Source organism: Clostridium sp. HGF2, from assembly GCF_964240115.1.
Lineage (GTDB): Bacteria > Bacillota_I > Bacilli_A > Erysipelotrichales > Erysipelotrichaceae > Clostridium_AQ > Clostridium_AQ innocuum.
In genome coordinates this window covers 167,642-180,231 of the sequence record NZ_CAXSSO010000005.1, presented here as the reverse complement: position 1 = coordinate 180,231, position 12,590 = coordinate 167,642, and the positions used below count along the sequence as shown (strand labels likewise).

At 41.4% G+C, this 12,590-nt stretch carries 15 protein-coding genes; 13 read left to right on the top strand and 2 right to left on the bottom strand.

The features are described from left to right. Nucleotides 1–109: 109 nt before the first annotated feature. The 7 genes from ACESPQ_RS10610 to metK all read left to right on the top strand — a co-directional run bounded on the left by ACESPQ_RS10610 (nucleotide 110) and on the right by metK (nucleotide 8,035). The gene (locus ACESPQ_RS10610; RefSeq protein ID WP_240272730.1) at nucleotides 110–1,420 is read left to right on the top strand and encodes a hypothetical protein; all 1,311 of its coding nucleotides are present in this window, start codon (nucleotides 110–112) and stop codon (nucleotides 1,418–1,420) included. Between the two features lie 40 nt (nucleotides 1,421–1,460). Then, entirely contained in the window at nucleotides 1,461–1,625 is a 165-nt protein-coding gene (locus tag ACESPQ_RS10605; RefSeq protein ID WP_002606652.1) for a hypothetical protein, read from the top strand. A 195-nt stretch (nucleotides 1,626–1,820) separates the two neighbouring features. Then, nucleotides 1,821–2,381, top strand: a complete 561-nt coding sequence (gene pth, locus ACESPQ_RS10600; RefSeq protein WP_002606651.1) for an aminoacyl-tRNA hydrolase — start codon at nucleotides 1,821–1,823, stop codon at nucleotides 2,379–2,381. Nucleotides 2,382–2,391: 10 nt separating this feature from the next. Beyond that, nucleotides 2,392–5,847 (top strand): transcription-repair coupling factor, encoded by a 3,456-nt coding sequence (gene mfd, locus ACESPQ_RS10595; RefSeq protein ID WP_002606650.1) that lies wholly within the window; start codon nucleotides 2,392–2,394, stop codon nucleotides 5,845–5,847. A 14-nt stretch (nucleotides 5,848–5,861) separates the two neighbouring features. After that, nucleotides 5,862–6,263, top strand: a complete 402-nt coding sequence (locus tag ACESPQ_RS10590) for a hypothetical protein (protein WP_002606649.1) — start codon at nucleotides 5,862–5,864, stop codon at nucleotides 6,261–6,263. 9 nt (nucleotides 6,264–6,272) lie between these two features. Further along, entirely contained in the window at nucleotides 6,273–6,656 is a 384-nt protein-coding gene (locus ACESPQ_RS10585; protein ID WP_008727889.1) for a hypothetical protein, read from the top strand. Nucleotides 6,657–6,859: 203 nt separating this feature from the next. Then, a complete protein-coding gene (gene metK / locus ACESPQ_RS10580) occupies nucleotides 6,860–8,035 on the top strand; it encodes a methionine adenosyltransferase (RefSeq protein ID WP_002606648.1) in 1,176 nt (391 codons plus the stop codon). Between the two features lie 77 nt (nucleotides 8,036–8,112). Here the strand turns inward: metK and ACESPQ_RS10575 are convergent, their stop codons facing one another. Beyond that, nucleotides 8,113–8,355 carry a helix-turn-helix domain-containing protein gene (locus tag ACESPQ_RS10575; protein WP_002606647.1) on the bottom strand — a complete coding sequence of 81 codons (243 nt, stop codon included), beginning with the start codon at nucleotides 8,353–8,355 and terminating at the stop codon, nucleotides 8,113–8,115. Between the two features lie 252 nt (nucleotides 8,356–8,607). Between ACESPQ_RS10575 and ACESPQ_RS10570 the strand changes: the two genes are divergently transcribed. The 5 genes from ACESPQ_RS10570 (at nucleotide 8,608) to ACESPQ_RS10550 (ending at nucleotide 10,549) form a co-directional block, all read left to right on the top strand. Then, nucleotides 8,608–9,102 carry an AbrB/MazE/SpoVT family DNA-binding domain-containing protein gene (locus ACESPQ_RS10570; protein ID WP_002606646.1) on the top strand — a complete coding sequence of 165 codons (495 nt, stop codon included), beginning with the start codon at nucleotides 8,608–8,610 and terminating at the stop codon, nucleotides 9,100–9,102. A 29-nt stretch (nucleotides 9,103–9,131) separates the two neighbouring features. Continuing rightward, entirely contained in the window at nucleotides 9,132–9,422 is a 291-nt protein-coding gene (locus ACESPQ_RS10565; RefSeq protein ID WP_002606645.1) for an RNA-binding S4 domain-containing protein, read from the top strand. A gap of 89 nt (nucleotides 9,423–9,511) precedes the next feature. After that, nucleotides 9,512–9,814 (top strand): sporulation protein YabP, encoded by a 303-nt coding sequence (gene yabP, locus ACESPQ_RS10560; protein WP_008816082.1) that lies wholly within the window; start codon nucleotides 9,512–9,514, stop codon nucleotides 9,812–9,814. Beyond that, nucleotides 9,814–10,278 (top strand): spore cortex biosynthesis protein YabQ, encoded by a 465-nt coding sequence (yabQ, locus tag ACESPQ_RS10555; RefSeq protein ID WP_002606643.1) that lies wholly within the window; start codon nucleotides 9,814–9,816, stop codon nucleotides 10,276–10,278. Before yabP ends, yabQ begins: the two co-directional genes overlap by 1 nt. Beyond that, entirely contained in the window at nucleotides 10,208–10,549 is a 342-nt protein-coding gene (locus ACESPQ_RS10550) for an FtsB family cell division protein (RefSeq protein WP_009270055.1), read from the top strand. Before yabQ ends, ACESPQ_RS10550 begins: the two co-directional genes overlap by 71 nt. A 79-nt stretch (nucleotides 10,550–10,628) precedes the next feature. Here the strand turns inward: ACESPQ_RS10550 and ACESPQ_RS10545 are convergent, their stop codons facing one another. Next, nucleotides 10,629–11,099 carry a PTS sugar transporter subunit IIA gene (locus tag ACESPQ_RS10545; RefSeq protein ID WP_008816084.1) on the bottom strand — a complete coding sequence of 157 codons (471 nt, stop codon included), beginning with the start codon at nucleotides 11,097–11,099 and terminating at the stop codon, nucleotides 10,629–10,631. Between the two features lie 501 nt (nucleotides 11,100–11,600). Between ACESPQ_RS10545 and ACESPQ_RS10540 the strand changes: the two genes are divergently transcribed. Continuing rightward, nucleotides 11,601–12,434 (top strand): PRD domain-containing protein, encoded by an 834-nt coding sequence (locus ACESPQ_RS10540; protein WP_002606640.1) that lies wholly within the window; start codon nucleotides 11,601–11,603, stop codon nucleotides 12,432–12,434. Nucleotides 12,435–12,590: the final 156 nt, after the last annotated feature.

Genomic DNA, 12,590 nt, shown 5'->3' with positions numbered 1-12,590 from the left:
AACTATGTCCGGATGAGGTTGAAACACTGTTTGTGACAGAATAAGATAGAAAGAAGATGCCAGTATGATACGATACCAAGGGAACAAAGTAAAAAAGTATTTTTATTTTATGTTAGTAATTCTTTTTACAGCTAATGTTATCGGTTGTACAAAACAGATAGGCAATGGCTCCGTAACGGACAGGAAAATACAGGAAGATGGCAAGGAATCGATTTATAAACGGCTTTATCATATAGGTGAAGCGCTATGTAAATATGTACCAAAGGAATACAGCTATTTTTATAACGGGGAAGGCACAGTTCGCATGCAGACCTTTCAAATGCACAAAAAAATACTGACGGGATTTGATGATTCTGGTTCTGCACATCCAACATATGCGAATGAAACATATGCGTGGGAGTATACAACGAATAGTCTGAAAACAGCTGCTCTATTTGCAAATTACGACTATGTAACATGTGATGCCAATCAGCTGGTAAAAACGGATGCAAATGGTAAAAGAACTGTGATATATCAGGGAAACGGCTATGGTAACATCTGGATTGTGAATGAGCGTATGTATCTGTATCGAAATAACAGCAAAGAGAATAAGGAACGGGAACTGTTTTCATTAAATATGCAGGGAAAAGACGAGCACGCCTATGGTGACTACGAAGTACATGCAGTGTATGATAAATATCTTGTTTTCACCAACAGTGAAGAAACTGAAATTCATGTTATGGATACAGAAACTGAGGATATACAGTTGCTGGAGGCGGACGCACAATATTTATATACAGATGATGATACCGTTTATTTCACAGAGCATCCGAAGGATACAGACGAGCATATAGTGCTTGCAAGCGTAAAACTTGATGCTACAGAGCGTTGCAGACTGGCAGATGTAAGGAAAGAAGATGTAAACCAGATAATACAGACAAGTGCAAATTTATATATTAACTGTGTACAGGCTGTACAGGATACGGTTTATTTCTCCTGCGGGACATATGGAGGTTCAGCGTCTGTATACCAGGGCGGCGTGCTTGCCAAGGTAAAAAAAGATGGTTCAAATTTCAAGGTCTTGGGGGAAGCTCCCATTAACTTTACGGTATATGAATCCGGGGAAATCATGAAGTATGGAAGAATAAATCAGCCCTTTCAGGATGATAACGGGAATATCTGGATTTATAGAAACAATGCCAGAGAGAAGCTAATCGTCCATGGTGAGGACTATTACAGGCGTTCTACTGTAGATGAACATGTTGATATCCGCAATGTAGATGTGCAAAAAGATGTCGTTTATTTCAGTGTGAATTACAGTGTACCCGATGAATCTGTATCCATAGGGTGGAGAACAGGATACAGGCTGCAGTCCTCTGTTTACTACAGAAAGAATTTAAAAACAGGGATATCAGAAAAGCTGTATGAGCTTCAAATTTAAGGGTGGATTTTGTTAAAGTAGTAAGAGAAAGGAGATTTTCATGGCAGATAAAAAATTAAAGCGGCCGGATTTTATATTACAAAAGGATTTTTTTGTAAAGAATGATGCGAACGAGCAGGAAACAGGTCCAAAAAAACAAAAGCAGAAGAGCTCAAAAAGAAATCAAGAGACGGAAGCAGGCTGTAAGGAAAATAATAAAATATAAAGCAGAACATCACAGCGCATATATACTGCATTTTGACTGATCTTTTCAAGCAGGTATATAAAAAAACAGCATCCATACAGACGCACATATCCGAATGAATACAAGCAAAAAGCAAGCCTGTACGAAAACAGGCTTTTTAGGATGTAATTCTCTGCTTTTTTGGTATAATATAGAAAGCGAAACTGAGGTGATTGCATGAAACTGATTGTAGGACTGGGAAATCCCGGTAAGGAATATGAAATGACGCGTCATAACTCCGGCTTCTGCGTATTGGATGCCATTGCAGAGGAATGCCGTGTTGATATTACACAGAAAAAGTTTAAGGCACTGATTGCAAATACGAGAATCAGTGGTGAGGCGGTTGTTTTAATGAAGCCGCAGACCTTTATGAATCTATCGGGGGAAGCGGTTCGTGCAGCTATGGATTTTTATAAGCTGTCAGCACAGGATTTGCTTGTGATCTATGATGATCTTGATTTGCCCGTAGGAAAAATACGTCTGCGAGCACAGGGAAGTGCCGGCGGACAAAATGGAATGAAAAATATCATCCGCCATATCGGAACACAGGAATTTGACAGAATTCGTGTCGGTATAGGCAAGGACGCACGTATTTCGGTAATTGACTGGGTGCTCGGCAGAATACGCAGGGAAGAACTGGAAGATTACAGACAGGCAGTTGAACTGGCCAGAGATGCAGCTATTTACAGCTGTTCTCATTCCTTTATGGATACCATGAGCCACTTCAACAGGAAATAGGGAAATACATATGGATATTCTATTGAAGGAGCTTCAGCAGAATGAAGCGGTTTTGAGTATTCAGAAAAAAGAGAGTGTTCTGGGTAATCTGTCGTATATGGAGGAGGCTCTTCTACTTGCGGCAGATTACCGCCAAAAACCGCAGAAGCTGTTGATTATCAAGAATAACGCCTATACAGCACAGAAGCTTTACGAGCGCCTGCAGGCCCTCCTTGGGGATGAAGTGCTGCTTTTCTCATTGGAGGAATCACTACGCGTAGAAGCAATCGCAGCTTCACCGGAAAACAAAGCGATACAGATGGAGGCAATGGCAAAGCTGCAGCAGCAGGATGCTTTTGTGGCGGTTTTAAATACAGCTGCAGCCATTCGCTTTCTACCCTCTCCTGAGGTATTCAAAAATCACTGTATTACGTTAAAGCAGGATCAGGAAATTGAATATGAGGATTTGAAGCAGCTTCTCTTTGAAGCAGGCTATACGCATGTCAGCCGTGTTGATCAGCCACTGTGCTATGCGGCACGCGGTGGAATCATTGATGTGTATTCCATGAATTATGACCATCCGCTGCGTATAGAGTTTTTCGATAATATCGTGGAAAGCATCCGCTTCTTTGATATTGCGACACAGCGGACAATTGAAATCGTACAGGAAGCCATGATTATCCCGGCCAGTGATCTGCTGTTTACAGATGCACAGGTTGCCGAACTGGTGGAGCAGGCGAATAAGGCGCTGAAAAATCAGCTGTCCCAGCACGATACCGCTATGCAGAAGCTGCTGCAGGAGCATGTGAATGAAGATCTGGATCTCATCAGCAATCACATGATGGAAAGCCGGTTCTATAAATATTATGCCTTTTTGAAAAACAGAAGCACGGTCTTTGAATATGCCCCGGACGCACAGATCATTCTGTCCAGCACAGAGGAAGTGCAGGACAGCGTCAAGCATATGCACGAGGAAATGGTTTCCTATCTTCAGGAACTTTTTCAGGAGGGAATCAGTCTGCACAGCTTTGATGTGTTCACAGATTTGTACAGCTCCATCAAACAGCACAGCTATATGGAATTTCATCAGTTTGTCGATTATAAAAAACCGATAACCTCACAGATCATGACCATGTCACTGGGAGATATCAACCTGGAGCGTACCATGCAGGAGGTACAGCATCAGGCAAGAGAACGAAGGGTTCTGCTCTGCTTGAACCACAAGGAGCAGGAACAGGTGAAAGGGCTGCTGGAGGAAGCAAATATATCCTGGCGCAATGTAACATCCACGGATACACTGGAACCGGGAATCCAGTTTCTGAATGCCAGTCTTCCCGAAGGCTTTACCTGCCTGAAGGAACAAATCTGTGTCTATACCGGAAAGGAACTGTTTCACAGTGTCAAAAAAGCAGCCCGCTACAGCAATAAATTCAAAGAGGCGGAGGTTCTGCATGATTATCAGGAGCTGAATGTCGGAGATTATGTAGTACACAACCAGCATGGTATCGGTAAATATCTGGGAATTGTGAATAAGAAAATAGATGGTGTACATAAGGATTTTCTGCATATCGCCTATAAGGGAGATGATGTTCTGCTTGTACCGCTTGAACAGTTTAAGCTTATCCGGAAATTTGTATCCAAGGAAGGTGCAAGTCCAAAGCTGAATAAGCTGGGCAGCGGAGAATGGGAGAAGACAAAGAAAAAGGTCAGCGCAAAGATTGCAGAGCTGGCGGATCGTCTGGTGAAGCTGTATGCATCCAGAGATGAGAATATCGGACATGCATTCGCAAAGGACACCCCTTTGCAGAAGCAGTTTGAAGAGGATTTTGAATATGAGCTGACCCCGGATCAGGCAAGAGCGGTACAGGAAATCAAGCAGGACATGGAATCTGCGAAGCCGATGGATCGTCTGCTATGCGGAGATGTAGGCTTTGGTAAGACAGAGGTTGCGGCCCGTGCGGCATTTAAGGCAGTTGCGGATGGCCGGCAGGTGGCATTCCTGTGTCCGACGACGATCTTATCCCTTCAGCATTATAAAACCTTTATGAAGAGGTTCCGCAATTTTCCTGTGAATATTGCCGTTGTAAATCGGTTTATCAAGCCCTCGGATCAAAAGCATATCATCCATGATCTGAAGGAAGGAAACGTGGATATCCTGATAGGAACACACCGTCTGCTTTCCAAGGATATCGTATTTAAGGATTTGGGACTGCTTGTCATTGACGAGGAACAGCGCTTTGGTGTGGAGCATAAGGAAAAAATCAAGGAGCTGAAAAACAGTGTGGATGTCTTATCGTTAAGTGCAACACCGATTCCGCGTACCCTGCAGATGTCGCTGATTGGTATCCGTTCCCTGTCGCAGCTGGAAACCCCGCCGATGAACCGTATGCCGGTACAGACCTATGTCATTGAAAAGAACTTTCAGATGGTGAAGGAAATCATACAGCGTGAGCTTGCCAGAAACGGACAGGTGTTCTATCTGTACAATAATGTAAAGGAAATTTATAATGTGGCCAGAAAGCTTCGGGATGCCATGCCGGAGGTGGAAATCGGTGTTGCGCACGGACAGATGACACGGGAGGATATCGAGGATGTCATGCTGCAGTTTACAGATAATAAATATCAGGTGCTTGTCTGTACGACCATCATTGAAACCGGTATTGATATTCCCAATGCCAACACGATTTTGATTGAAGATGCTGACCACTTCGGATTGAGTCAGCTGTATCAGATTAAGGGAAGAGTCGGCAGAAGCGATCGTCTTGCCTATGCGTATCTGATGTATTCCCCGCAAAAGCAATTAAGTGAGATTGCCATGAAGCGCTTAAAATCCATCAAGGAATTCACGCAGCTGGGCAGCGGTTATAAAATTGCCATGCGCGATCTGACCATACGTGGTGCCGGAGATATGCTGGGGCCGCAGCAGGCCGGCTTTATTGATACGGTCGGTATTGATATGTATATCGAAATGCTAAACAGTGCCATCATGGAGAAAAAAGGCATCAAGCCGGAGGTGAAACCGGAAATGACGAAGGCGAATGTCAAGGTTGACGCATACATTCCAAGCAGCTTTGCGACCGAGGATTATGAAAAAATCACATTGTACCAGCGTATGGAGGATATTCATACTAAAAAGGAACTGCTTGCCATGATGGATGAAATCAAGGATAATTACGGAAAACTGCCGAAGGCTGTACAGCTGTTATTTGAAAAGAAGCGGCTGGATATCTGTATCAATGAGCCGCATGTGGATGCCTTCCGTGAACTGCCAAAGGCGGTTGAGCTGACGTTTACTAGTGCATGGTCAAACAGCATTGACGGTGTTGCATTATTCGAAATGATGACAACCATATCAAAAAATATAACGATACGCTATATGAACGGCAAGATTACCATGAAGCTGCCAAAGCTTAAGGATTGGCTCTATACCGTGATTGAGGTGCTGGAACGCACAGAGCCAATGGGGGAGGAACAAACAGCTTCCTGAAAATAAGGTAGGATATGAACTGTAGAGGTATAGGAATTTTACTATGTGCTGCCGCTGTCCTTTGCGGCTGCAGTATGCAGAAGGATCATGCAAAGGAAGAAAATATACGATTGGAAATTCTTGCGAAAATTGATATGCTGAAAGATACAAACGGTTTACATATCGAAGATAGCCAAAGTATAAGCAGTACACAGCAATACTTTAAAGATGAAATAATAATGGATGAAAAACGCAATCATGATACAGATACCATACAGATGAATATTGCATTTCATAATAAAGAGCTGAAGCAGTATCAGGTGCGCATCCACCCGGATACCGGTGAATCTGGCAGGATAGATACTGTTTTGCAGTTGAAGAATGACGTGCTGCATGTATATATTGTGAACGTTGACAATACCTATGAGAAAATGTAGGAAACACCTGTGACATCCAAGGATGAAGAAAATTTTCTATCCTCTCTGCTTTTTCAGAAATATAGAAAAGAGGCGAAGGATTACTTCCGCTATCAGAAGCAGGAGCAGGATGCAACCACGGTATATACAGTAGAGCTGACGAATAATGAGAAATTCAGTGAGTATATAAATAAAACAGATAACAAGCGGGAGGATATCCATTTTGAAGAGCTGAAGCTGTCTTATACAATAGATGGAAAAACAATTTTGAAAACAGACATGAAACAGCGCTATCGTACATCTCAGGATATTCAGGAGCAGGAATATAACCGGTTATCGACAGAGACAACACTGCATAAAACACAGCGTATAGCTGCATCAAAGCAATCACCTGAATTTCTAAAGCTGAAGTAAATTGCTGAAAGGCTATAAGAAGATATAGAAGGATACCTGCTTCCATATCCATGCAGACTCTTTCGTGCTACACCTTTAAAAGGGCTGTCGTATCAGGCATTGTACAAATGCGAAAAGTAACTTCCCCATGTTATGCTTGTTTAGCAATAGGGAAAGATGTAAAATAAGAATGATGGTAATTAGTGAAAAGAAAGGAAACGATTATGTTAAATAAACAGTTTTTTACTTCCGAATCTGTGACGGAAGGACATCCTGATAAAATCTGTGATCAAATCAGTGATGCTGTTCTGGATGCGATTCTGGCACAGGATCCGGATGCGAGAGTTGCCTGTGAAACCTGCTGTACAACCGGTATGGTCATGATCATGGGAGAAATTTCTACCAGCTGTTATGTCGATATCCCAAGCATTGCACGAAATGTAGTTCTGGAAATCGGATATGACAGAGCAAAATACGGCTTTGACGGAACCACCTGTTCGGTTCTGACCTCCATTGATGAGCAGTCCAAGGATATTGCACTTGGTGTTGATCACTCGCTGGAAACCAAAGAGGGTGGGGAGGAAAACAATGGTGCAGGAGATCAGGGAATGATGTTTGGCTACGCCTGTGATGAAACACCGGAATATATGCCGATGCCAATATCCCTTGCACACCGTCTAGCACGCCGTTTGACAGAGGTAAGAAAAGACGGCACACTGGACTATCTTCGTCCGGATGGGAAGACACAGGTAACTATTGAATATGAGAATGACCGTCCAAAGCGTGTCGATACGATTGTTATCTCCACACAGCATTCCGATACGGTTTCTCTGGACACGATTCGCGAGGATTTAAAGAAGCATGTCATTGATGTGATTGTAGATGCGGATATGATGGATGCTGAAACAAAAGTATACATAAATCCGACAGGACGCTTTGTAATCGGCGGGCCGCAGGGAGACAGCGGTCTGACAGGAAGAAAGATAATTGTCGATACATACGGCGGTATGGCCCGTCATGGCGGAGGAGCTTTCTCCGGAAAGGATCCTACCAAGGTTGACCGCAGTGCGGCATATGCGGCACGCTATGTTGCCAAGAATATTGTTGCGGCAGGTCTTGCTCGCAAATGTGAAATACAGCTTGCCTATGCCATCGGTGTGGCACAGCCGGTCAGCGTTCTTGCGGATACCTTTGGAACCGGAGTTCTTCCGGATGAAGAAATCGCAGAAATCGTAAGGAAGGAATTCGATCTGCGTCCTACTGCAATTATCAGGACACTGGAGCTTCGCAAGCCGATTTACAGAAATCTGGCAGCCTATGGTCACTTTGGCCGTGATGATCTGCAGGTGAAGTGGGAAAGCACTGAACCGGCTGAACGCCTGAAGGCATATGTAAAATAAAAACAGGTAAATAAAAAAACTGTTTTGGGATTGCATGAATAGTTCCCATAACAGTTTTTTTCAGGCTGACAAACAGCTTATTTAATTTCCTGATCCAGATTTTTGAATACGTCTGTATCAAAAAATTCCACAAGCGTGATATCCAGACCGTCACAGATTTTTTTGATCGTGGAAACGGTTGGATTCTTGCTTCTGCCTGATGTGATGTTGCTCAGCGTTGACTGCGTCATTCCGCACATGATACTGAGTTTGTTCAGAGAAATTTTTCTCTCGTCGCACAGATCATGAATCCGCTCACAACATACTTGTCCCATTGTCATGTCAGATCACTCCTATTTCTATTGACAACTACATTCTAAATGTTTTTATGTATAAAAGGTTAATTTAATATAGTTATATTTGTTATAACAATTAGTTTTGTAAAAAAATACCTTCATTTATGATAATTTATATGCAATTTATGTCTGAATTTGAATGAAATTTCAATCAGAGGAAATGTCTTTCCTCTTTGCCGTCAGGTATAAAGCGATTGTCATATGTCCATACTATTGAAAGAAAAGGAGTGTCTATAAATGAAAGCAACAGGAATTGTAAGACGTCTTGACGACCTTGGAAGACTGGTTATACCAAAAGAAATTAGAAAGCAGTACCGCATGAAAGAAGGAGATTCCATTGAATTCTTTATCGATAATGACAGAATTGTAATTCAGAAATTTGATGTCATGTCCAAGCATATGGAAGAAATCATGATTATGTGCGATACCCTGCGTGCCATATATCAGAATACTGTATTTTTTGTGAAGGATGAATGTATGGTGAAAACAGATCATAAGATACATGACCATTTTCTTATGATCGCACAAACACATCGTTTGAAGGATTTTGATAATGAGCGTATCTATGAGGACAGTGCACAGCGTTACAAGGGTCTGATTTATCCGGTCACCGCATTTGGAGACTGGTATGGTTCCTTTATTATCGTATTTGATAAGAAGGAGCTGGAAAAGTCCGAGCTTTATGCAGTAGAGGCATTTGTACAACTTTTATCTCGCCAACAGCAGCAATAAATGGTAAACTTATTTGTAGAGGTGAGTATATGCGTCTTGATAAATATCTGAAAACAGCGCGTATTCTGAAACGTCGTACCGTATCAAAGGAGCTGGCGGATCAGGAACGTGTCTATGTAAACGGAAAAATTGCAAAGCCTTCTACAGATGTAAAAGTGGGAGATACCATCAAGGTTATTTTCGGATACCGTGAGCTGACTGTTAATGTAACCATGATACAGAAGCAGGCAAATAAAAATGATGCTTCCCTGATGTTTGAGGTTGTGGAAGAAAAGCTGATTAAGAAAGAAGAAGTAAAAGATATTCTGGCAGAAGACTGAGGCCGGGATATTTTTTGTTTTGTGCTGCTGTTCTATTCCCCGCTCTCCAGACATAGATTGTAATGAACTAGAAATAAGGAGGAGTTTGTATGGAAGATAACATTAGCAATCCGCTTCGTTTTGAAACGAACCCATATCATAACGTAATTATTAAGGACCGCAAGGTGATGGAGCTGACCGGCGTCAAACAGATTGACAGCTTTGATTCCAGTGAGTTTTTGCTGGAGACCGCACAGGGATGGATGGTGATTCAGGGAAAGGATCTGACCTTGGGCAAGCTGGATACAGAACGCGGGGATGTTGTAATACGCGGTGTCATTGAAGCTCTATCCTATGTATCCAATAAAAAGGGAAACGGAAAGGAATCAGTGATTTCAAAAATCTTTAAATAATGCTGCTGCCTACACAGATTCAGGCAATACTCTATCATTTTCTGATGGGATGGGTATATGCTTTCGGCTTCAGTTTTTTAATTAGCTTTGTAAAGTATCTCCGTTTTCCGATTTTAAAAGGAATCGTAGAGATCCTGTATCATATTCTGTTTACATCCCTTATGTTTATTGGATTGTATAAGATCAATGGCGGTATAACGAATATCTATCTCATCTGTTTTTTTATTCTAGGTGCTTTTATCTATTTTACATGGTATCTCAGCGTGTTTCTGCAGCTTTTCACAGCCATCCGCAGGCTGCTGCATCCGTTTAAAGTGAAACTTCTCGTTGCCAAATCGAAAATTATTGCTATAATTAGATTACCAGGCAAAATCAGGAAGAGGAGGAAAGCGAATGCAAAACGAAAAAAAAGCAGCCGTAAAAAAAAGAAAAAGAAAAAAGCATCCGATGAAAATCCTGATTAGTCTTCTCGCAATAGGGGTTTCATGTTATCTGATTTATGCAGCAAGCACGGATGTTATTGTCATGCTGAATCTGAAGCAGGAAATCTCGGCAAACAACAGTGAAATCAATAAGCTGTCTTCACAGAAAAAAGAGCTGTCTGCACAGAAGGAAAAGCTGAAGGACCCGGAGTATGTAAAACGTTATGCAAGGGGTAAATTTCTTGTCATAAAAAAGGGTGAACAGGTTTTTAAACTTCCCGGTGGCAGCAGCGAAGATACAAATGGCGAATAACTCTGCTTAATTCTTTCTGAAGAACAAGCAGAGTTTTTTTATGCCAGTAGAAAAGAATCGGTAAAACGATATATGATTATCATTCCATAATGATTACGGGATCAGTTGTATTGACATACCCCTTTGTTATCTCTTTGATTTTCAGATTTGCACAATCCGTAACTATCAGCATCGTTGTCATATCGAGGGTAGCATCATGAAGATAGGAAGAATCAAATGATATCACCGGTGTACCTGCCTTTATGCTTGTACCGACAGACTGTAATGCCTGAAATCCTTTTCCCTGAAGCTTCACGGTATCCAGACCGATATGAATCAGCAGTTCAATTCCTTCTCTGCTTCTCACACCAAAAGCATGAAGCGTATCTGCGACAAGAATTAAATCACCGTCTATCGGTGAACATACGCTCGTTGTCTCTGGAAGGAATGCACAGCCATCCCCCATAAGTCTTTTTGAAAACACTTCATCCCTGACATCATCCAGAGCAATACCGCATCCATTTACAGGAGCGTAAAGCTCCCTTTGTTTTTTTCTTCTAAATGTGAACATTTTCATTTACCTCCTGCTGCTAAAAAAAGACATGAGCTCACGCAGAGACCCATGCCTGATTTAACAGTCACATGTTAAATAATACATATTCATCATAAAAGCAAGCAGCCCTTTTGTCAACTATCTTTTGAAAAAGGTATCTTAAATAGTATATGTGACACTTGTTTAATCAAGGGATAAGTAACCTTATGCTTGCTATGTAAAAACTTCTTATTCTTCTGTAAGCACATATAGTCATCATGATACTAAAAATATACTGTAATACACGAAGTAACACTTTATAAATTAAGCTTGTTTTCCTATGCTTTCTGCGTTGCAATAGCAAACTGCTTATTCATATAGTCGAGTATATAGAAAAATATGGAAATAAAAAATACGTATTGACAAATATTGAAAACGCTTTATAATGAAGACAGATACAGGATTGTTACTGCAAAGGCAAGACCATTGATGTCGGGGGACTGACAGGGATGGCCTTTTTTTATCGAAAGGGAGAGTAGTATGAAAATTGCAAAAATTTTTAATAACAACACCGTGGCCACGATTTCCCAGGATAAAACTGAAATGATAGTAACCGGTCCGGGTATCGGATTTCACAAGGCGGTTGGAGATCAGATTGATGAAAGAAAAATCGAAAAGAGGTATCTGATTGAGAATACACAAAGAACAAGATTTTATCAGATGCTGGAAAATATACCGGTTGAATACTTCGAATTTTCTGAAATCATCTTCAAAAAAGCATCTAAGGAATTCAAGGGTGGTTTAAACAATCAGATGGTGCTGTTATTGACGGATCATATAGCATTTGCTATTGAACGTGAAAAACAGGGGATACATCTTCCTAATCTGTTGCTGCCGGAAATCAAAACACTGTATCATAAGGAGTATCAGATCGGTGTGTGGGCATTGAAATATATCGCCTTGAAGACGGGGGTTCACCTTCCTCTCGATGAAGCAGGCTTCATCGCCATGCATATCATCAATTCCAGAAGTCAGGATCACAAAAACAGTGCGGAAGAAATATTGACCTTCAGTAAACAGATTCTACATATTATTGAGGTTACGATGCATATTGACTGGAAGGAGAAGGACTTCGATCAAACACGTCTTGCAATGCATCTGAAGTATCTGGGACAGCGGATTTTTACAGTTGACCGCACGCATATAAAACAGGATTTCAATGATAAAATGTATCGTATGATGCTGGAAATGAATCCTGAAATGAAATCATGTTTAGAAAGAATAAAAAGTTTTGTGAAGCATAATTATGACTATGAGCTGGGCAGACAGGAGTTGTTCTACATCATGGTACATATACTGAAAATATTAAATTAGGATTGTTACGAAAGGCAAGACCTGATCATCTGGACGAGGGTGCAGATATGGGTCTTTTTTTCGTGCAGTAAGCAGGAAGAATAAAATCCTACTTATGATATAGGCGAATCAGCTACACGAATTAGAAAAATAGTTATGTATAAAAAGGAGAAAATG

Bases quoted from the DNA above. Each gene is read 5' to 3' on its own strand.
- ACESPQ_RS10610 (WP_240272730.1), top strand. From the start codon at position 110: ATGTTAGTAATTCTTTTTACAGCTAATGTTATCGGTTGTACAAAACAG.
- ACESPQ_RS10605 (WP_002606652.1), top strand. From the start codon at position 1,461: ATGGCAGATAAAAAATTAAAGCGGCCGGATTTTATATTACAAAAGGAT.
- pth (WP_002606651.1), top strand. From the start codon at position 1,821: ATGAAACTGATTGTAGGACTGGGAAATCCCGGTAAGGAATATGAAATG.
- mfd (WP_002606650.1), top strand. From the start codon at position 2,392: ATGGATATTCTATTGAAGGAGCTTCAGCAGAATGAAGCGGTTTTGAGT.
- ACESPQ_RS10590 (WP_002606649.1), top strand. From the start codon at position 5,862: ATGAACTGTAGAGGTATAGGAATTTTACTATGTGCTGCCGCTGTCCTT.
- metK (WP_002606648.1), top strand. From the start codon at position 6,860: ATGTTAAATAAACAGTTTTTTACTTCCGAATCTGTGACGGAAGGACAT.
- ACESPQ_RS10575 (WP_002606647.1), bottom strand. From the start codon at position 8,355: ATGACAATGGGACAAGTATGTTGTGAGCGGATTCATGATCTGTGCGAC.
- ACESPQ_RS10570 (WP_002606646.1), top strand. From the start codon at position 8,608: ATGAAAGCAACAGGAATTGTAAGACGTCTTGACGACCTTGGAAGACTG.
- ACESPQ_RS10565 (WP_002606645.1), top strand. From the start codon at position 9,132: ATGCGTCTTGATAAATATCTGAAAACAGCGCGTATTCTGAAACGTCGT.
- yabP (WP_008816082.1), top strand. From the start codon at position 9,512: ATGGAAGATAACATTAGCAATCCGCTTCGTTTTGAAACGAACCCATAT.
- yabQ (WP_002606643.1), top strand. From the start codon at position 9,814: ATGCTGCTGCCTACACAGATTCAGGCAATACTCTATCATTTTCTGATG.
- ACESPQ_RS10550 (WP_009270055.1), top strand. From the start codon at position 10,208: ATGCAAAACGAAAAAAAAGCAGCCGTAAAAAAAAGAAAAAGAAAAAAG.
- ACESPQ_RS10545 (WP_008816084.1), bottom strand. From the start codon at position 11,099: ATGTTCACATTTAGAAGAAAAAAACAAAGGGAGCTTTACGCTCCTGTA.
- ACESPQ_RS10540 (WP_002606640.1), top strand. From the start codon at position 11,601: ATGAAAATTGCAAAAATTTTTAATAACAACACCGTGGCCACGATTTCC.